Genomic DNA, 17,986 nt, shown 5'->3' with positions numbered 1-17,986 from the left:
ATGGCACGCATTATTGTTGTTACTTCGGGTAAAGGGGGCGTTGGCAAAACCACCTCCAGCGCGGCCATCGCTACAGGTTTGGCCCAGAAGGGAAAGAAAACTGTCGTTATTGATTTTGATATCGGCCTGCGTAACCTTGATCTCATTATGGGTTGTGAACGCCGCGTCGTTTACGACTTCGTCAACGTTATTCAGGGCGATGCGTCGTTAAATCAGGCGTTAATCAAAGATAAGCGTACCGAGAATCTCTTTATTCTTCCGGCCTCACAGACCCGCGATAAAGACGCGCTGACGCGTGAAGGCGTCGCAAAAGTTCTGGACGATCTGAAAGCGATGGACTTTGACTTCATCGTCTGCGATTCCCCGGCGGGTATCGAAACCGGCGCGCTGATGGCCCTGTATTTTGCTGATGAAGCCATCATCACCACAAACCCGGAAGTCTCTTCTGTACGCGACTCAGACCGTATTCTGGGTATTCTGGCGTCGAAATCCCGCCGTGCAGAAAACGGTGAAGAGCCGATTAAAGAGCATCTGTTGCTTACGCGCTACAACCCTGGCCGCGTAAATAAAGGTGACATGCTGAGCATGGAAGACGTACTGGAAATTCTGCGAATCAAGCTGGTTGGCGTGATTCCTGAAGATCAGTCAGTCCTGCGCGCGTCTAACCAGGGTGAGCCGGTTATTCTCGACATCAATGCTGATGCCGGTAAAGCTTATGCTGATACCGTAGACCGTCTGTTGGGAGAAGAACGTCCTTTCCGCTTCATTGAAGAAGAGAAGAAAGGTTTCCTCAAACGCCTGTTCGGAGGATAAGTTATGGCATTACTGGATTTTTTTCTCTCGCGGAAAAAGAGCACAGCGAACATCGCTAAAGAGCGACTGCAGATTATTGTTGCGGAACGTCGTCGTAGTGACGCCGAGCCACATTATTTACCGCAGCTAAGGAAGGATATTCTCGACGTTATCTGCAAGTATGTACAAATTGATCCAGAAATGGTCACCGTACAGCTTGAACAAAAAGACGGCGATATTTCGATCCTCGAGCTCAACGTAACATTACCTGAAGCAGAAGAGTCTAAATAACCTTTTGTGTAAATGCGTCATGGTTGCAAAAAAGGCAGATTATTCTGCCTTTTTTAATTTTCGTCCTTTGCTAATCTGCAACACCTTTATTCCAACGTAAACTTCGGGTAGTTTTCGGCAAAATAGCGGCGCAAATACTCAACAGTAATACGGATTTTTGCCGACGTCGCCAGGCGTGAAACATAAACCGCCCAAATATTTGCTGGTTGATAATACTCAGGCAATATGTGTATCAGATGTCCGCTGGCAATGTTGCCACAGACATCCCACCACGAACGCAGAGCAATTCCCTGGCCGTCAAGACACCATTGATGCACCACTTCGCCATGATTAGATGACAGAGGCCCGGTCACTTTAATTGAGTGAGTCCCCTCTTTATTGCGCATTTGCCAGATACCAAACGGATGGTCACGCTCTTTAATGACCAGACAGGGAAAAGTAGAGAGATCGTTCAGTTGCTTCGGCATTCCATGCTGCGCCACAAACTCCGGCGAGGCGCAAAGAATACGATAGTTAGTCGCCAGTTTACGGGCAATCAGATTAGGTGCGATATCATCCCCGATACGAATATCGAGATCGACGCCCTCATTCACCAGGTCCACCAGACGGTCTTCAACATCGAATCTCAGCTCCAGCTGCGGGTACTCTTTCGCCAGCGCAGACAATGCAGGAGCCACCACCCGGCGGCCAAAACCAAAACTGCTGATAATACGTAACATCCCTTGCGGGATCTGCCTGACATCGGACAGCTCGTCCATCATCTGATCAACATCATGCAGGATCCGCTGCGCCCATTCGTATATCCGCTCCCCCTCTTCCGTGATGGTCACCCGCCGTGTTGTCCGGTGTAATAGCACCACGTTCAGCGTCTGCTCCAGGAGGGCTACACGCTTACTGATATAAGCCGGTGATACACCCAACTCTTCGGCGACGGCGGCAAAACCCGCGCGGCGCGCAACCAGCATAAAGACGCGCAAATCATTTAACAGCGGCAGATTATTCATGATCTGTGTTTTATGTTTCACCAGTTAGGGGGATTAACTATCGTCCAGTCAATTATAGGATGAGGGGAAAGTCAATTTTGATGGCGTACAAGTGAGAGCTGCTATGAAGAAAACCTATCGTATTGCCGCTATCCCCGGAGATGGCATTGGTAAAGAAGTCCTGCCTGAAGGCATTCATGTGTTACAGGCAGCCGCCGAACGCTGGGGCCTGTCACTTAGCTTTGAACAAATAGAGTGGGCCAGTTGCGAATACTACGCCCATCACGGCAAGATGATGCCGGATGACTGGCGTGAACAGTTGCAATCCTTCGATGCGATCTATTTTGGTGCCGTGGGCTGGCCGGACACCGTCCCGGACCACATCTCACTCTGGGGTTCGCTGCTTAAGTTTCGCCGCGAATTCGATCAGTACGTTAACCTGCGCCCGGTGCGGCTGTTTCCCGGGGTCCCTTGTCCCCTGGCGGGCAAACAGCCGGGTGACATTGATTTCTACGTCGTGCGTGAGAACACCGAGGGGGAGTACTCTTCCCTCGGCGGACGTGTGAGCGAAGGTACCGAACACGAGATGGTGATCCAGGAGTCAGTTTTCACCCGTCGTGGTGTCGACCGTATATTGCGTTACGCCTTTGAACTGGCGCAAAGCCGCCCGCGCAAAACGCTAACCTCAGCGACTAAATCAAACGGTCTTGCCATCAGTATGCCCTACTGGGACGAGCGCGTCGAAGCGATGGCGGTCAACTATCCAGAGATCCGCTGGGATAAACAGCATATTGATATTCTCTGCGCCCGCTTTGTGATGCAGCCGGAACGTTTTGACGTCGTGGTCGCTTCCAATCTGTTTGGCGATATTCTCTCCGATCTCGGTCCGGCCTGTACCGGTACAATTGGCATTGCGCCATCAGCCAACCTAAACCCGGAACGCACCTTCCCGTCCCTGTTCGAGCCGGTACACGGTTCAGCCCCTGATATCTACGGTAAAAATATCGCCAACCCAATCGCGACAATCTGGGCTGGCGCGATGATGCTCGACTTCCTTGGTCACGGTGATGCCAACTATAAGGCCGCCCACGACGGCATTCTGGCGGCAATTGAGCAAGTTATTGCCAGCGGTCCGAAAACGCCAGATATGAAAGGTAACGCCACCACACAGCAGGTTGGTGAGGCCATTAGTCGGGCATTGCGCCTTTAAGCTTCGTGCCATTAAAAACGGGAGCACCCGGCTCTAATACCGATCCGTTAAGCATGAATGGAGAACATGTGATTCTTACTGAGGATTCCGTTCACCTCAGCGCTGTCATTTCTTGAAACGCAGTTACCCGTGAACGGGCAAGGGAGGCTCACCGCCTCCTCCCTTGCAACCCAGGCTCCCGGCGGGATTGTAAAGGGCGTGGCGGAGAACGCCCTTTATACGCTCACAGGAATCAGTGTCTCAGAGAAACGATGAACATGAGGTGAACGGAACCCTTTCTCTGATATTGCATGTTCATTACTTCCGCTAATACTGGTTGATGCTTTCTGATACTGAGACGCTAACTGACTAGCATTAAAGCACCCGGCTCCCTTTTTAGCTTGCTTACTGCGGATACTCCAACAGCAGCGCGTTAAGACGCTCAGCCATCAGTTCGCCACGCCAGCCGGAAATCAGCTCAGGCAGGGATTGCTGCGGCTTTAATTTCCAGTGCCAGTTGAGCAATTGGTTGATCTGGCGGCGTGAAGCCAGCAGCTCGACGCTGAGATTTTGCTCCGCACTGACTTCGGCAACCAGCGCCTTAATGGCTTTGAACGCCTTGCGGTAGCCTGGCATATCCATCAAATTCAGTAGCGGTTGCGGCAGCGACGCCTCCGGTAAAGCCTGCGCTTTCTCGACAAGGGAAATCAGCGTCTTGCCGTGGAAGCGAATTTCGCTGCCGGAAAGCCCCAGGCTGTCCAGTTCGCCCAGACTACCCGGCATATAACGCGCCACCGCCCATAAGTGTTCCTCACGCACCACGAAGTTTACCGCCAGATCGCGCTCGCGCGCTTTACGCAGTCGCCAGTCGGCAAGCAGTTGCAGACAGGCCAACTGACGGGTACGCAGTTGCCAGGCATTGGTGATCTCGCGCCAGGCATCCTCGGGCGCCAGAATCTCCTGGCGACGCTGCTGCATTAAGCGACATTCGTCCAGCGCGGCGGGCAGCCAGCCGCTGGCTTCGGTTTCAGCCATCAGCGTTGTGGTGATCGGTAACAAATACCAGACGTCAGCCGCCGCGTATTCACACTGACGCTCGGTCAGCGGCCTGGCCAGCCAGTCTGTACGGGATTCGCTTTTGTCCAGGGCTATGCCAGTAAACTCTTCCACCATCGCGGCAAACCCCCACGACAGCGGACGACCGCAAAAAGCGGCGAGGATTTGCGTGTCAATCAACGGCTGCGGGAGTTCCCCAAAGGCATTGAGAAACACCTCCAGATCTTCACTACCGGCATGCAGAAACTTGGTTATCGCCGTATCACGTAAAATATCGCGTAGTGGCGACCAGTCAGTGATCCCCTGTGGGTCAATCAGAGCAACGTGTTTGCCATCAAACAGCTGGATCAACCCCAACTGCGGATAATAGGTACGCGTGCGAACAAATTCGGTATCCAGGGCTATCGCCGGAAATTCACGGACGGCTTCGCACAGCGTGGCCAACGCGTCGTCCGTAGTGATCATTTGATAATTCAAATCGTGCTCTCTTAGGTTTACGCCAAAAAAAACGCCGGATTACCCGGCGTTTTCTGCTGGCTGACTTAACGCTCAGACTTTATTGTCCACTTTGGCACGTGCTTCGTCACGTAATTCTCGTCGCAAAATCTTTCCAACGTTAGATTTTGGCAACTCATCACGAAACTCCACCAGCTTCGGTACTTTATAGCCCGTCAGATGACGACGACAAAAAGTGACCAGCGCTTCTTCGGTTAATGAGGCATCTTTCTTCACCACGAAGATTTTTACCGCCTCACCGCTGCTGCCCGATGGAACGCCAACCGCAGCGACTTCCTGTACGCCAGAATGTTGCATCACCACGTCTTCAATTTCATTCGGATAAACGTTAAAGCCGGACACCAGGATCATATCTTTCTTACGATCGACAATCCGCAGGAAGCCTTCATCATCCATCACCGCAATATCGCCAGTGTGCAACCAGCCGTCTTTGACGATTTCATCAGTCGCATCCGGTCGCTGCCAGTAACCCAGCATCACCTGCGGACCTTTCACGCACAGTTCGCCCGGCTCTCCCGGCGGCACTTCGTTATCGTCGTCATCCACCAGCTTGACCTCGGTGGAAGGAACCGGTAAACCGATACTGCCGCTGTGGTAGTCGATATCGTGAGGGTTGACGCTCACCAGCGGAGCGCACTCCGTCAGGCCATAGCCTTCCAGCAGATACTGACCCGTCAGCTTCACCCAACGCTCGGCCACCGCCTGTTGAACCGGCATGCCGCCGCCTGCCGAAAGATGCAGTGAGGAGAAATCCAGTTGCTGGAACTCTTTGTTATTCAGCAGCGCGTTAAACAGCGTGTTAACGCCAGTCATCGCGGTGAAGGGGTATTTCGCCAGCTCTTTGACCAGTCCTGGAATATCGCGCGGATTCGTAATCAGCAGGTTTTGACCGCCCAGCTCAATAAACAGCAGGCAGTTCATTGTCAGCGCGAAAATGTGATACAGCGGTAAGGCCGTTACCACCAGCTCTTTACCCGGATGCAGCAACGGTCCGTAGGTGGCGTTAACCTGCTCAAGGTTAGCCAGCATGTTGCGGTGCGTGAGCATCGCGCCTTTCGCCACACCGGTTGTCCCGCCGGTATATTGCAGGAACGCCAAATCTTCCGACACCACTTCAGGCTTCACATACTGCATGCGATAACCGTTTTGCAGCGCACTGCGAAACGAGATGGCATCCGGCAGGTGATATTTTGGCACCAGGCGCTTAATGTACTTCACGACAAAGTTAACCAGCGTCCCTTTGGCGGTAGAAAGTTGATCGCCCATACGCGTCAGGATCACGTGTTGCACCGACGTTTTATCGACCACCTTTTCCAGCGTGTGAGCAAAGTTAGACACGATGACAATCGCCGACGCGCCGCTGTCATTGAGCTGGTGTTCCAGCTCGCGAGGCGTGTACAGGGGGTTCACGTTCACGACGATCATGCCAGCACGTAAAATCCCAAACAGGGCGACCGGATATTGCAGTAGGTTCGGCATCATCAGCGCGACGCGATCGCCCTTTTTCAGCCCGAGCCCTTGTTGCAAATAGGCCGCAAACGCCCGGCTGCGCTCTTCAAGCTTGCGGAAGGTCATCACCTCCCCCATGTTTACAAACGCGGGCTGATCGGCATAGCGCCTTACTGAGTGTTCAAAGAGTTCCACCAGGGATTGATAACGGTCAGGATTGATCTCCGCAGGGACACCAGCGGGATAACGGTTAAGCCAAACCTTTTTCAATACATCACCTCTAAAATGCATATTCGTCGTCATCACAACCCCAGGCAATAAACAAACTGTTAACATAATATTAACTCAGCGTACCAGTTTGTTTATTACACAACGACAAGGTTGCGAAGCACGTCACTATTTATTTTTCTTATATCCACATTAATGCAGAAACAGCGGACGAGCCGCTGTTTCTTTTACTAATAAAACAAAGAGTTACTCAGTTACTATGGTCTGAACCTGTGCCGGACCGGGATTGTACCATCCCCATCCGCCGTAGCCACCGTAAGGCCAGCCACGCGCGCCGTAGAACCAGGGGTCGATCGGCTGAGGCGGCATAACAATCTGCTGAGTAATATGCCAGCGTTTATAACCGGTTACCTGCATCAGCATGAATTTATACGGCGTACTGCCAATTTTTCCGTCCACTGTTCCGCTAATCGGACCGACGACGGTAACCAGTTGACCACGAAAATCCACCGGGTCGAGAAAGCCGTTTACATCGGCAAAAATTCGTCCGCGAGAGGCTTCGCCCAGCACGGGGCGCGCCCCGCTATCGAGAGGAACCGTGGCAATTTCCAGACGGGATTTCCCCTGCTGGTTCTGAATATCCACCACTTTGCCACCAAAACGCGCTTCCTGTCCGACATAAAGCTGCGGCGCATTCATCACCCGCACCAGATCCTGCTGTGGCGTAGGGCTTGAGCCTTTAATCGCATCCGGGATGGTAACGCAGCCGCTTAGCATTAACGCCAATACGCCCGCCAACACACCTTTCACTACCTGCTTTTGCACCGCCATATTGCGACTCCCTCTTCTTAGCGCCTGCCCCGGAAAATTCACCGATGCGGGTCACTGACGACTGCGCGAATTAACCGGGGATGTACTACTAAGATTCATTCTTTACCGGGAAGTTTCTTCCACGCCACGGTGTTACGTAAATAAACCGGTTCAGCATGTTCAACCGCCACGGTCTTACCGGCAGCCAGCAATTGCGTGGCGACAGGCAGCATGTCTTCAGCCGCCGGCAGCAGAACACCGCCATCGCTCAGCGTCAGGCCGCTGTCTTTACCCAGTTCAGGCCAGGCAGGCCACCCAGTTCCGACAGTGACCCATTCGCCAGACAGTTGCAGCAAGCGTTCATGTACTTGTTCAGGCGTTAACACGGCTTCGGTTTCTTCACCGCGCCAGATGCCATTTTCATCACGCTGGTATTCGGCCCAGTAAACCTCGCCCATTCGCGCATCAATCGCCGCCAGCACGCGGGTGGCGCCAGACTTACGCCAGGCCCCCTGCGCCATGGTCGCCAGGGTAGAGACGCCGATCATCGGTAAATTCGCGCCTAACGCCAACCCCTGAGCAATGCCAATCCCGATACGTACGCCGGTGAAACTGCCTGGGCCGCGACCAAACGCCAGGGCGTCGATATCGGATAAGGCTAATTCGCCAGCGGCCAGGATCTCCTGGACCATCGGTAAAATTCGTTGGGTATGTTCTCGTGGGCAAAGCTCGAAATGAGCTTTGATAGTACCGTCATTCCACAGGGCAACAGAGCACGCCTCTGTGGCGGTATCGATAGCCAGAATTCGCATGGGTGTTTGTGATCAGATCAATAAATTTGGCGCGCATCTTACCACACTCCGTAACAAATTACTCAGTCGATGGTATGGCAAGAAAACGGACAGCACGCGCAATGTCACGCGTGCGCGGCGCAGGCGGAAGACTCGCCAGGAAGGTAGCGCCGTAGGGTCGCATCACCAGGCGGTTGTCGCAAATTACCAGCACGCCGCGATCGTCTGCGTCACGAATCAGTCGTCCTACCCCCTGTTTCAGGGTGATTACCGCATCCGGGAGTTGAACCTCGTCGAAGGGATCGCCGCCGCGCAGGCGACAGTCTTCCATCCGGGCTTTTAACAGCGGGTCATCCGGCGAAGTGAACGGCAGTTTATCGATAATGACCAGCGACAGCGTATCGCCACGCACGTCTACCCCTTCCCAGAAGCTGCTGGTAGCAACCAGTAACGCATTACCTGCGCTGACAAACTGCTGTAACAGTTGTCCTTTACTGGTTTCGCCCTGCAACAGGACCGGCAGCGTCATGGTGGCGCGGAATTGTTCTGCCAGATCGCGCATCATCGCGTGTGAGGTACACAGCATAAAGCAGCGACCGTTGTTTGCTTCAATAATGGGACGCAGCATTGACGCTAACTGGCGCGCGGCTCCCGGCTGGTTGGTTTGCGGGAGATTACGCGGCACGCAGAGCAGCGCCTGACGCGTGTAATCAAAAGGACTCGGCAACAGCATCGACTCGGCGTCATCTATGCCCAGCCGCGCGGTGAAATGATGAAGGTCATCGTTTACCGACAGCGTCGCGGAGGTAAAAATCCAACAGCCCGGCTTTTGTTCCATCACTTCTTTGAATTTATCCGCCACGGTGAGCGGCGTTAGCGCAAGAGTGAAATGGCGGGAGGTGCATTCATACCAATAGCTGAAGCCTGGCTGGTTAATCTCTTTCAGGCGCTTCAAACGGGCGCGATAAAGCGTGGCACGCTCAAACGCAGCATCCAACAACGCCGAACGTCCAAGAGACAGTTTCGCCACGTCGTAACACAGCTCCAGCGTGTCATCGAGCAACAAAAACGCGCGCTGCACACGCTGGTCAGCCAGCAGTTCGCGCAGATTGCCGCGATAGCCCGGCTCGCCAAGTTGCAGGCGGAAGTCCTGCGCGCTTTGCGCCAGGCGATCGGCGCACTTCTGCAACTGCTGAGTGTCTTTCAGCTCGGTGCGATAGGCAATGGTGATGTCTTTCGCCAGGTCTAACAACTGACGACTGGAGAGCGATTGACCAAAGTACTGGCTGGCGATATCCGGTAACTGATGCGCTTCATCGAAGATCATCACTTCAGCTTCGGGGATCAGCTCGCCAAATCCGCTCTCTTTCACCACCATATCAGCGAGAAACAGATGGTGGTTGACCACAACCACATCTGCCTCCATCGCTTTTTTACGCGCTTTAACGACAAAACACTCTTTGTACAGCGGGCAGTCGCTGCCCAGACAATTGTCGTTGGTGCTGGTGACCAGCGGCCAGGCCTGAGAATCTTCCGCCACGCTGACGCAGGTACTGATGTCGCCATCAAGGGTTTGATTTGACCAGGAGCGCAGCAGAATGACGGATCGCCGCCCGCCAGCGCCTGCTGTTCAAGGCGTTCCAGACACAGATAGTTGGAGCGCCCTTTCAGCAGCGCCAGTTTGCCGGTGAATTCCAGCGCCTTTGCGACGGTCGGGAGATCGCGGCTATAAAGCTGATCCTGCAACGCTTTCGAACCGGTAGAGACGATGACTTTTTTACCCGCACGCAACGCAGGTGCCAGATAAGCGTAGGTTTTACCCGTTCCGGTTCCGGCTTCTACAACAAGCGGCTGTGATTTTTCAATGGCATGGCTAACGGCGAAGGCCATCTGCCGCTGTGGTTCACGCGGTTTAAAACCCGGTATCGCTTTAGCCAACTGACCGTCTGCTGCAAAATCGTCCGTCACACTGCCCCCTGTTCATTTGAACAGGGATTATGTCAGGCCAGCGGGTCTTTCGCCAGTTGAAGAGGTGACGTAGGCACAACATTATGGCAGTCTTGGCGCAACCTGAAGCCATTATGAAAAACGTAAATGAGGAATGATTTATGACAATTGTGCGCATTGATGCCGAAGCGCGTTGGTCCGACGTGGTTATCCATAACAACACGTTGTATTACACTGGTGTACCGGAAAACCTGGATGCAGACGCCTTTGAACAAACGGCGAATACGCTGGCGCAAATTGACGCAGTTCTGGAAAAACAGGGCAGCAACAAGTCACGTATTCTTGATGCCACCCTTTTTCTGGCAGATAAAAGTGACTTTGCCGCGATGAACAAAGCCTGGGACGCGTGGGTCGTTGCCGGTCACGCGCCGGTACGTTGTACGGTCCAGGCCGGGTTGATGAACCCGAAATACAAAGTAGAGATCAAGATTATCGCTGCGGTGTAAGCGACGTTACTCGTCTTCATCTTCGAAACGCGCCACGATCCGCTCGCCGGTATGGCTGGCGCGTAACTCTTCAGCAACCAGAGCAATCGCTTGTCCGCTGCTCATCCCTTGCGACATCAGTTCCTGAATACGCTCGACCGCTTTTTGCTGCTGCTCATGACTGAGTGAAGGTAAACCTGCAAACATTGTTAACTCCTGCTAAATTGTCTGCGCTAATTATTTCATGCTACCGGGCGGTTAGCCAGTAGAGTAGCAACGAGTCAGGACAGATGAAGACGTTATCTCCCGCAGTAATCACATTACCCTGGCGTCAGGACGCCGCTGAACGCTATTTTTCGACCTTAAGCCATCTCCCCTGGGCGATGCTGTTGCATTCGGGTCATGCTGACCATCCACATAACCGTTTTGATATTCTGGTGGCGGATCCCGTCGCCACGCTGGTTACGCGCGCGGAAGAAACCGTTGTCTATGACGGACACGCAACTGTACGCACGCTTGATGACCCAATGACGGTATTACATTCAGCGCTCAGCGCACGGGGGATTCACCCGAGCTATCACCCCAATCTGCCGTTTCAGGGCGGCGCGTTAGGTCTGTTTGGCTACGATCTTGGCAGAAGATTTGAATCGCTGCCCACGATTGCCACGCGCGATATTGCCCTGCCGGATATGGCCGTCGGCATTTACGACTGGGCGCTGATTGTCGATCATCAGTTGCAGGCCGTATCCCTGCTCAGCCATACCGATGTCGAAGCGCGGCTGCAATGGCTCAACGCGCAACAATCATCAAAACGTGAGCCATTTACATTAACCTCGGCGTGGCAGTCCAATATGAGCCGTGCCCAGTACGGCGAAAAATTCCGCCAGGTCCAGAGTTATCTGCACAGCGGCGACTGTTATCAGGTCAATCTCGCCCAGCGTTTTCAGGCGCATTATCAGGGCGATGAGTGGCAGGCATTTGTACGACTCAATCACGCTAATCGTGCACCGTTTAGCGCGTTCATTCGTCTTGAGGAAGGCGCAATCCTCAGCCTTTCACCCGAACGGTTTATTCTGTTGGAAAACCAGCACATCCAGACGCGTCCTATTAAAGGGACGCTGCCAAGACATGAAGATGCTGATGCCGATCGTGAGCAGGCTCAACTGCTGGCCCACTCACCGAAGGATCGTGCGGAAAACCTGATGATCGTCGATTTAATGCGCAATGACATCGGTCGCGTTGCCGTGCCGGGTTCGGTACAGGTTCCGGAGCTGTTTGTAGTCGAGCCGTTCCCTGCCGTTCATCATTTAGTCAGCACCATTACCGCACGTTTGCCGGAATCTTTGCACGCTACCGACCTGCTGCGCGCCGCCTTCCCCGGCGGCTCCATTACCGGCGCGCCGAAAGTGCGGGCGATGGAAATTATAGATGAGCTGGAGCCGCACCGACGTAATGCCTGGTGTGGCAGCATTGGTTACCTGAGCTTTTGCGGCAATATGGACACCAGCATCACCATTCGCACACTGACGGCCACAAACGGACACATTTATTGTTCCGCCGGCGGTGGCATTGTGGCGGACAGTCAGGAAGACGCGGAGTATCAGGAAACATTTGATAAAGTGAATCGTATTTTGCACCAACTGGAGAACTGACACGTGGAATACAGCAGCCTGACGCTTGATGATTTTTTATCGCGCTTCCAACTCCTGCGCCCGCAGGTCAACCATGCCGCGTTAAACCAGCGCCAGGCAGCCGTGCTGATCCCCGTCGTCCGCCGACCACAGCCGGGGCTGCTGCTAACCCAGCGATCCGTTCATCTACGCAAACATGCCGGCCAGGTCGCCTTTCCCGGCGGCGCGGTGGACAGCACCGATGCCTCGTTGATCGCCGCAGCCCTTCGCGAGGCGCATGAAGAAGTGGCCATTCCGCCGTCATGCGTTGAAGTGATCGGGGTCCTGCCGCCGGTCGACAGCGTCACCGGTTTTCAGGTTACCCCGGTCGTCGGCATTATCCCGCCTAATCTGCCGTATCGCGCCAGTGAAGATGAGGTTTCCGCGGTGTTTGAAATGCCGCTGGCGCAGGCGTTACATTTGGGGCGTTACCATCCGCTCGATATTTATCGTCGCGGTGATTCTCATCGCGTGTGGCTTTCGTGGTATGAGCAATATTTCGTCTGGGGAATGACCGCCGGGATAATTCGTGAGCTGGCTCTGCAAATTGGCGTCAAGCCCTGACTATACTTATCTTTACGCACTCCATAGACAACTTGAAACTCAGGTCACAACATTAGTAAAACCGCGGTTATCTATTAGTTTAATTCATGTGAATAGTTAAGCCGATCGCCGCGTTCCCTCTTACACTATGCGCAGTTATAACATCGTTACTGGAAAGCCCAGTCGCCCTGTAGGAGTATTATTGTGATTAGTCTATTCGACATGTTTAAGGTGGGGATTGGTCCCTCATCTTCCCATACCGTAGGGCCTATGAAGGCGGGTAAACAGTTCGTCGATGACCTGGTCGAAAAAGGATTACTGGACAGCGTTACTCGTGTTGCCGTCGACGTGTATGGTTCACTGTCGCTCACGGGTAAAGGTCACCACACCGATATCGCCATTATTATGGGTCTGGCGGGCAACGAGCCTGCTACCGTAAACATTGACAGCATTCCCGGATTTATCCGCGATGTAGAAGCGCGTGGACGCCTGCTGCTTGCGCAGGGTCAGCACGAAGTGGATTTCCCGCAGAATGATGGAATGCGTTTTCATAACGGCAACCTGCCGCTGCATGAAAACGGCATGCAGATCCATGCGTATAATGGCGAAACCGTCATTTACAGCAAAACGTACTACTCAATCGGCGGTGGATTCATCGTTGATGAAGAACATTTTGGTCAGGATACCACCAATGAGGTCAGCGTACCTTATCCGTTCAAATCCGCCACTGAAATGCTGGAATACTGCAACAGCACCGGCCTGTCCCTCTCTGGCATGGTGATGCAGAACGAACTTGCTCTGCACAGCAAAAAAGAGATTGAAGAGTACTTTGGCAACGTCTGGCAAACCATGCAGGCCTGTATCGATCGTGGGATGAACACCGAAGGCGTCCTGCCTGGGCCGCTGCGCGTTCCGCGTCGCGCCTCTGCCCTGCGTCGTATGTTGGTCTCCAGCGACAAGCTCTCCAACGATCCGATGAACGTGATCGACTGGGTGAACATGTTTGCGCTGGCCGTTAACGAAGAAAACGCCGCGGGTGGTCGCGTTGTCACAGCGCCAACTAACGGTGCCTGCGGTATCGTGCCTGCGGTCCTGGCCTATTACGATCATTTCATTGAGTCCGTCAGCCCGGATATCTACACCCGCTATTTCCTGGCGGCCGGCGCGATTGGCGCGCTGTACAAAATGAACGCATCTATCTCCGGTGCTGAAGTCGGCTGTCAGGGTGAAGTTGGCGTGGCTTGTTCTATGGCGGCTGCCGGTCTGGCTGAGCTACTGGGTGCAAGTCCTGAACAGGTGTGTGTTGCGGCAGAAATCGGTATGGAGCATAACCTCGGTTTAACCTGTGACCCGGTTGCCGGTCAGGTTCAGGTTCCGTGCATCGAACGTAACGCCATTGCTTCCGTGAAAGCTATCAATGCCGCACGTATGGCAATGCGCCGTACCAGTGCGCCACGCGTTTCACTGGATAAAGTCATTGAGACCATGTACGAAACGGGTAAAGACATGAACGCCAAATACCGCGAAACGTCCCGTGGTGGTCTGGCAATCAAAGTTCAGTGTGACTAATACTTAATTTTCGCCCATCTGCGACGGATGGGCGAATTTATCTCCCCTTCCTCGTCTACTGTAATTTTCCCCACTACACTTGCTCTGTTGCTTTTGGCTTTTGTGACCAACGGCTTATCGGGCGGCCCGCATGCATACAGCACAACGGATCATTAAAAACTATCGCCGGAATCGCTTATTTGTTTGCACCCTATGTGCCCTGGTAACGCTTATCCTCACGTTAACGGTCCGATTTATTTCGGAGCGTAATTTAAATCATCGAAATACCGTAACCTTTGCCAACCACGCGGTTGAAGAGTTGGATCACGTGCTTTTGCCCCTTCAGACCGGACGAGATGCGCTGTTGCCGTTGATTGGTCTCCCCTGTTCAGTCGCGCGTTTACCGTTGAGCAAGCATGCTGCCAGGCTGCAAACGGTACGCTCTGTCAACCTGGTTAAAGATGGGATTCTGTATTGCTCCAGCATTTTTGGTTATCGCAATGAGCCTGTTCGTCGACTGGAGCCTGAATTACCAAGCCAGGAGTCGCTACTGCTGTTATCAACCGACCATTCGATAATTAAAGGCAGTCCGATTCTGACACAATGGTATCCATCCTCTGCCGATGGTGAAGATGGCGTGCTGGAAATCGTCAACATTGAGTTATTATCATCCATGTTGCTTGAGCCACAACTGCCGCAGATCACCCATGCCAGCTTAAGCGTCGGCAATCGCCATCTGCTCTACGGACAAGGTGTTGTCGATACGCTACCTGAACTAAAGAATGAAAAACGCTACCAGCTCTCATCACAGCATTTCCCGTTTACTATCAGCGTTACCGGTCCGGGTGCCAGTGAACTGGCGATTAAACATCTGCCAACACAACTGCCGCTGGCGGTGATCCTCAGTCTGTTAGTGGGGTACCTGGCATGGCTGGCAACCGCCAACAGGATGAGTTTCTCCTGGGAGATAAATCTGGCCCTTGCCGCCCGGGAATTCGAGCTGTTCTGCCAGCCACTGCTCAATGCGCAAACGCAGCAATGCATGGGGGTGGAAATCCTTTTACGCTGGAATAATCCGCGCCAGGGTTGGATCTCTCCCGAAGTGTTTATTCCCATCGCCGAGGAGCACAACCTGATCGTGCCCCTGACGCGTCATGTCATCGCAGAAACCATTCAGCAGCGACACGTCTTCCCCATGAGCAGTCAGTTTCATATCGGGATCAATGTCGCCGCCAGCCATTTTCGCCATGGCACGCTGTTAAAAGATCTCAACCAGTATTGGTTTAGCCAGCATCCCATTCAGCAGTTAGTCATCGAACTTACCGAACGTGATGCGTTACTGGATGTGGATTATCGGGTTGTACGCGAGCTAAATCGCCTTGGCGTAAAACTGGCGATTGACGATTTTGGCACTGGCAACAGCTCGCTCTCCTGGCTGGAAAAACTCCGCCCGGATGTACTAAAAATTGATAAATCATTTACTTCTGCGATCGGTACCGATGCCGTGAACTCAACCGTTACAGACATCATCATCGCGCTGGGAAAAAGACTGAATATAGAACTGGTGGCGGAAGGGGTTGAAACGCAGGCGCAGGCACAGCATTTGCGCCGGCACGGTGTACATTTATTGCAAGGTTTTCTGTATGCGAAGCCAATGCCGCTACGCGATTTTCCAAAATGGCTGGCGGGCAGCACGCCGCCGCCCACCCGGCATAACGGGCGTCATAGTATGCCCGTTATGCCGTTTCGCTAAACCCGATTACTCGTCTTCGTCGTGAGCGGGTTGTTCTTTAACAATGCGAACTAAATCCACACGATAGTCATTGGCTTCGACAATCGTAATGCTCAGCGGCGCAACCTCGATAACATCGCCGACACGTGGAATATGACCGTTAGCCGCGATGACTAAACCTGCCACCGTCGCGATGTCTTCGTCTTCATCCACCAGCGTATCCACGTCCAGCGCCTGCTGCAATGCATGCAGGTCGGTTCCGCCTTTCACCAACCAACCGCCTGCATCAGCAATAATTTCAGGCGTTTCATCGGCATCCGGGAACTCACCGGCGATAGCTTCTAATACGTCCAGCGGAGTAACCAACCCCTGCACGACACCAAATTCGTTAGTAACGATCACGAAACTGCCGCGAGCACGACGCAGAACGCCTAACAGATTGATCGGGTCCAGCGTTTCCGGGACCACGATAGCCGGAGAGGCTGAGGCAATCGCCGCTACATCCACACCCTCTTCCAGCGCTACCAGCAGTTCTTTGGCACGGACGATACCGATAATTTCGTCCAGTTCACCGCGACATACCGGGAACAGGCTGTGCGGTGACGAAAGCAATTGCTCGCGAATTTCCGCTACGCTCAGGTCCGCATCAACCCAGCTAATCTCGCCACGAGGCGTCATAATGCCACGTAATGAACGGGAGGCCAGGGAGAGTACGCCGTTGATCATATAGCGTTCTTCTTCCACAAATGCGCCTTCCGGAACGGGCACAGGTACCGGATTGTCGGATTCCATCTGCGCGCTGGCCTGACGTTTACCGCCCATCAGACGCAGGATTGCATCCGCAGTCCGCGCACGCAGCGGCAGGGTCGACTGGTGGCGAATAAAGTTACGACGGGCAATCTGGTTAAACAACTCGATAATGATCGAGAAGCCAATCGCCGCATACAGATAACCTTTCGGAATGTGGAAGCCAAACCCTTCGGCAACCAGACTCAGACCAATCATCAACAGGAAGCTCAGACACAGCACCACCACCGTCGGATGTTGGTTCACAAATCGCGTCAACGGCTTGGAAGCCAGCAGCATCACGGCCATAGCTATCACGACCGCCGCCATCATGACCGGCAGATGGTTGACCATACCGACCGCAGTAATCACCGCATCCAGCGAGAACACCGCATCAAGGATGACAATCTGCGTCACCACAACCCAAAAGCTCGCATACCCTTTCGTCTGCCCGGTATCATGTTCACGGTTTTCCAGCCGCTCATGCAACTCTGTCGTAGCCTTGAACAAGAGGAAGATACCGCCCAGCAGCATAATCAGATCGCGCCCCGAGAACGCATAGTCCATTACCGTAAACAGCGGCTTTGTCAGCGTCACCATCCACGAAATCACGGACAACAAGCCCAGACGCATAATCAGTGCCAGTGATAAACCGATTAAACGCGCTTTATCTCGCTGTTTCGGCGGCAGCTTATCAGCCAGGATCGCAATGAAGACCAGGTTATCAATACCCAGAACAATTTCGAGAACGACAAGCGTGAGCAAACCCACCCAAATCTGCGGGTCCATTAATAATTCCATGACAAGCTCCTGCTTAAGGAATGACCAAACTGCGCGCTGAGGATCTCAGGCGTTAAAGCATTATGCAGAGAAAATTTGTGGCAAAAAGTGCCAATCTGACAGGCGCAAAGCGGCCTGAGGGTGAAATGACGTCGGTGACGATCCATATGGTGGGCTACTGCCCTATACTCCTGAGTAATTAAACAGATGCTAAACATAACAGAGACAACCGGTTTTTAGCAAAGATTTACCTTCCTTTGCAATAAGTTGTTTCGGAGATATTTTACCCTTCGAAATTTCTTTTCATCGGAAGTTAAATTACGGATCTTCATCACATAAAATATTTTTTTCGATATCTAAAATAATTCACGAAAATCATAGGTTTTTCTT

Annotated in this window: 15 protein-coding genes and 1 pseudogene; 8 read left to right on the top strand and 8 right to left on the bottom strand. The window is 53.2% G+C overall.

Annotated features, from left to right (window positions below; genetic code table 11):
• Entirely contained in the window at window positions 1-813 is an 813-nt protein-coding gene (minD, locus tag FDX09_RS21190) for a septum site-determining protein MinD (RefSeq protein WP_038641246.1), read from the top strand.
• 3 nt (window positions 814-816) lie between these two features.
• Window positions 817-1,083 (top strand): cell division topological specificity factor MinE, encoded by a 267-nt coding sequence (minE, locus tag FDX09_RS21185; protein ID WP_003833739.1) that lies wholly within the window; start codon window positions 817-819, stop codon window positions 1,081-1,083.
• 86 nt (window positions 1,084-1,169) lie between these two features.
• Here minE and FDX09_RS21180 read toward each other — a convergent pair whose 3' ends face one another.
• Window positions 1,170-2,087: a LysR family transcriptional regulator gene (locus tag FDX09_RS21180; protein ID WP_038641248.1), complete on the bottom strand. Its 918-nt coding sequence runs from the start codon at window positions 2,085-2,087 to the stop codon at window positions 1,170-1,172.
• Window positions 2,088-2,190: 103 nt separating this feature from the next.
• Here FDX09_RS21180 and FDX09_RS21175 point away from each other — a divergent pair, with 103 nt between their 5' ends.
• On the top strand, window positions 2,191-3,276 hold the full coding sequence (locus FDX09_RS21175) for a tartrate dehydrogenase (RefSeq protein WP_137347824.1): 1,086 nt from the start codon (window positions 2,191-2,193) through the stop codon (window positions 3,274-3,276).
• A 384-nt stretch (window positions 3,277-3,660) separates the two neighbouring features.
• Here the strand turns inward: FDX09_RS21175 and rnd are convergent, their stop codons facing one another.
• The 5 genes and pseudogenes from rnd to FDX09_RS21145 all read right to left on the bottom strand — a co-directional run bounded on the left by rnd (window position 3,661) and on the right by FDX09_RS21145 (window position 10,073).
• On the bottom strand, window positions 3,661-4,776 hold the full coding sequence (gene rnd, locus FDX09_RS21165; RefSeq protein WP_038641255.1) for a ribonuclease D: 1,116 nt from the start codon (window positions 4,774-4,776) through the stop codon (window positions 3,661-3,663).
• Between the two features lie 84 nt (window positions 4,777-4,860).
• Window positions 4,861-6,546 carry a long-chain-fatty-acid--CoA ligase FadD gene (gene fadD / locus FDX09_RS21160; RefSeq protein ID WP_137347823.1) on the bottom strand — a complete coding sequence of 562 codons (1,686 nt, stop codon included), beginning with the start codon at window positions 6,544-6,546 and terminating at the stop codon, window positions 4,861-4,863.
• A 204-nt stretch (window positions 6,547-6,750) separates the two neighbouring features.
• Window positions 6,751-7,335 (bottom strand): Slp family lipoprotein, encoded by a 585-nt coding sequence (locus FDX09_RS21155; protein WP_038641259.1) that lies wholly within the window; start codon window positions 7,333-7,335, stop codon window positions 6,751-6,753.
• Window positions 7,336-7,430: 95 nt separating this feature from the next.
• The gene (tsaB, locus tag FDX09_RS21150; RefSeq protein WP_137347822.1) at window positions 7,431-8,126 is read right to left on the bottom strand and encodes a tRNA (adenosine(37)-N6)-threonylcarbamoyltransferase complex dimerization subunit type 1 TsaB; all 696 of its coding nucleotides are present in this window, start codon (window positions 8,124-8,126) and stop codon (window positions 7,431-7,433) included.
• A gap of 58 nt (window positions 8,127-8,184) precedes the next feature.
• A pseudogene (locus tag FDX09_RS21145) lies at window positions 8,185-10,073 on the bottom strand (ATP-dependent DNA helicase).
• 140 nt (window positions 10,074-10,213) lie between these two features.
• Here FDX09_RS21145 and FDX09_RS21140 point away from each other — a divergent pair.
• Window positions 10,214-10,558, top strand: coding sequence for a RidA family protein (locus FDX09_RS21140; protein WP_042307863.1), 345 nt, complete (start codon window positions 10,214-10,216; stop codon window positions 10,556-10,558).
• Between the two features lie 6 nt (window positions 10,559-10,564).
• Here FDX09_RS21140 and FDX09_RS21135 read toward each other — a convergent pair whose 3' ends face one another.
• The gene (locus tag FDX09_RS21135) at window positions 10,565-10,744 is read right to left on the bottom strand and encodes a YoaH family protein (protein ID WP_003020986.1); all 180 of its coding nucleotides are present in this window, start codon (window positions 10,742-10,744) and stop codon (window positions 10,565-10,567) included.
• Window positions 10,745-10,827: 83 nt separating this feature from the next.
• Here FDX09_RS21135 and pabB point away from each other — a divergent pair, with 83 nt between their 5' ends.
• The 4 genes from pabB (at window position 10,828) to FDX09_RS21115 (ending at window position 16,051) form a co-directional block, all read left to right on the top strand.
• Window positions 10,828-12,189: an aminodeoxychorismate synthase component 1 gene (gene pabB, locus FDX09_RS21130; protein WP_137347821.1), complete on the top strand. Its 1,362-nt coding sequence runs from the start codon at window positions 10,828-10,830 to the stop codon at window positions 12,187-12,189.
• Between the two features lie 3 nt (window positions 12,190-12,192).
• On the top strand, window positions 12,193-12,771 hold the full coding sequence (locus FDX09_RS21125; RefSeq protein ID WP_038641269.1) for a CoA pyrophosphatase: 579 nt from the start codon (window positions 12,193-12,195) through the stop codon (window positions 12,769-12,771).
• A gap of 183 nt (window positions 12,772-12,954) precedes the next feature.
• Window positions 12,955-14,319 carry an L-serine ammonia-lyase gene (sdaA, locus tag FDX09_RS21120; RefSeq protein WP_137347820.1) on the top strand — a complete coding sequence of 455 codons (1,365 nt, stop codon included), beginning with the start codon at window positions 12,955-12,957 and terminating at the stop codon, window positions 14,317-14,319.
• Between the two features lie 130 nt (window positions 14,320-14,449).
• A complete protein-coding gene (locus tag FDX09_RS21115; RefSeq protein ID WP_137347819.1) occupies window positions 14,450-16,051 on the top strand; it encodes an EAL domain-containing protein in 1,602 nt (533 codons plus the stop codon).
• A gap of 6 nt (window positions 16,052-16,057) precedes the next feature.
• On the opposite strand, the gene yoaE is transcribed toward FDX09_RS21115, so the two are convergent.
• On the bottom strand, window positions 16,058-17,617 hold the full coding sequence (yoaE, locus tag FDX09_RS21110; RefSeq protein WP_038641275.1) for a CNNM family cation transport protein YoaE: 1,560 nt from the start codon (window positions 17,615-17,617) through the stop codon (window positions 16,058-16,060).
• Window positions 17,618-17,986 lie beyond the last annotated feature (369 nt).

This window comes from Citrobacter sp. wls717 (genome assembly GCF_005280955.1).
GTDB classification, from domain to species: Bacteria; Pseudomonadota; Gammaproteobacteria; order Enterobacterales; family Enterobacteriaceae; genus Citrobacter; species Citrobacter werkmanii.
Note: the sequence above shows the minus strand (reverse complement) of the source record. Positions and strands in the feature narration are given on the sequence as shown.

Excerpts from the sequence above, each read along its gene's own strand:
- FDX09_RS21135 (WP_003020986.1), bottom strand. The coding sequence starts at position 10,744 with ATGTTTGCAGGTTTACCTTCACTCAGTCATGAGCAGCAGCAAAAAGCG.
- FDX09_RS21180 (WP_038641248.1), bottom strand. The coding sequence starts at position 2,087 with ATGAATAATCTGCCGCTGTTAAATGATTTGCGCGTCTTTATGCTGGTT.
- FDX09_RS21140 (WP_042307863.1), top strand. The coding sequence starts at position 10,214 with ATGACAATTGTGCGCATTGATGCCGAAGCGCGTTGGTCCGACGTGGTT.
- minE (WP_003833739.1), top strand. The coding sequence starts at position 817 with ATGGCATTACTGGATTTTTTTCTCTCGCGGAAAAAGAGCACAGCGAAC.
- FDX09_RS21155 (WP_038641259.1), bottom strand. The coding sequence starts at position 7,335 with ATGGCGGTGCAAAAGCAGGTAGTGAAAGGTGTGTTGGCGGGCGTATTG.
- FDX09_RS21115 (WP_137347819.1), top strand. The coding sequence starts at position 14,450 with ATGCATACAGCACAACGGATCATTAAAAACTATCGCCGGAATCGCTTA.
- yoaE (WP_038641275.1), bottom strand. The coding sequence starts at position 17,617 with ATGGAATTATTAATGGACCCGCAGATTTGGGTGGGTTTGCTCACGCTT.
- pabB (WP_137347821.1), top strand. The coding sequence starts at position 10,828 with ATGAAGACGTTATCTCCCGCAGTAATCACATTACCCTGGCGTCAGGAC.
- rnd (WP_038641255.1), bottom strand. The coding sequence starts at position 4,776 with ATGATCACTACGGACGACGCGTTGGCCACGCTGTGCGAAGCCGTCCGT.
- tsaB (WP_137347822.1), bottom strand. The coding sequence starts at position 8,126 with ATGCGAATTCTGGCTATCGATACCGCCACAGAGGCGTGCTCTGTTGCC.
- minD (WP_038641246.1), top strand. The coding sequence starts at position 1 with ATGGCACGCATTATTGTTGTTACTTCGGGTAAAGGGGGCGTTGGCAAA.
- FDX09_RS21175 (WP_137347824.1), top strand. The coding sequence starts at position 2,191 with ATGAAGAAAACCTATCGTATTGCCGCTATCCCCGGAGATGGCATTGGT.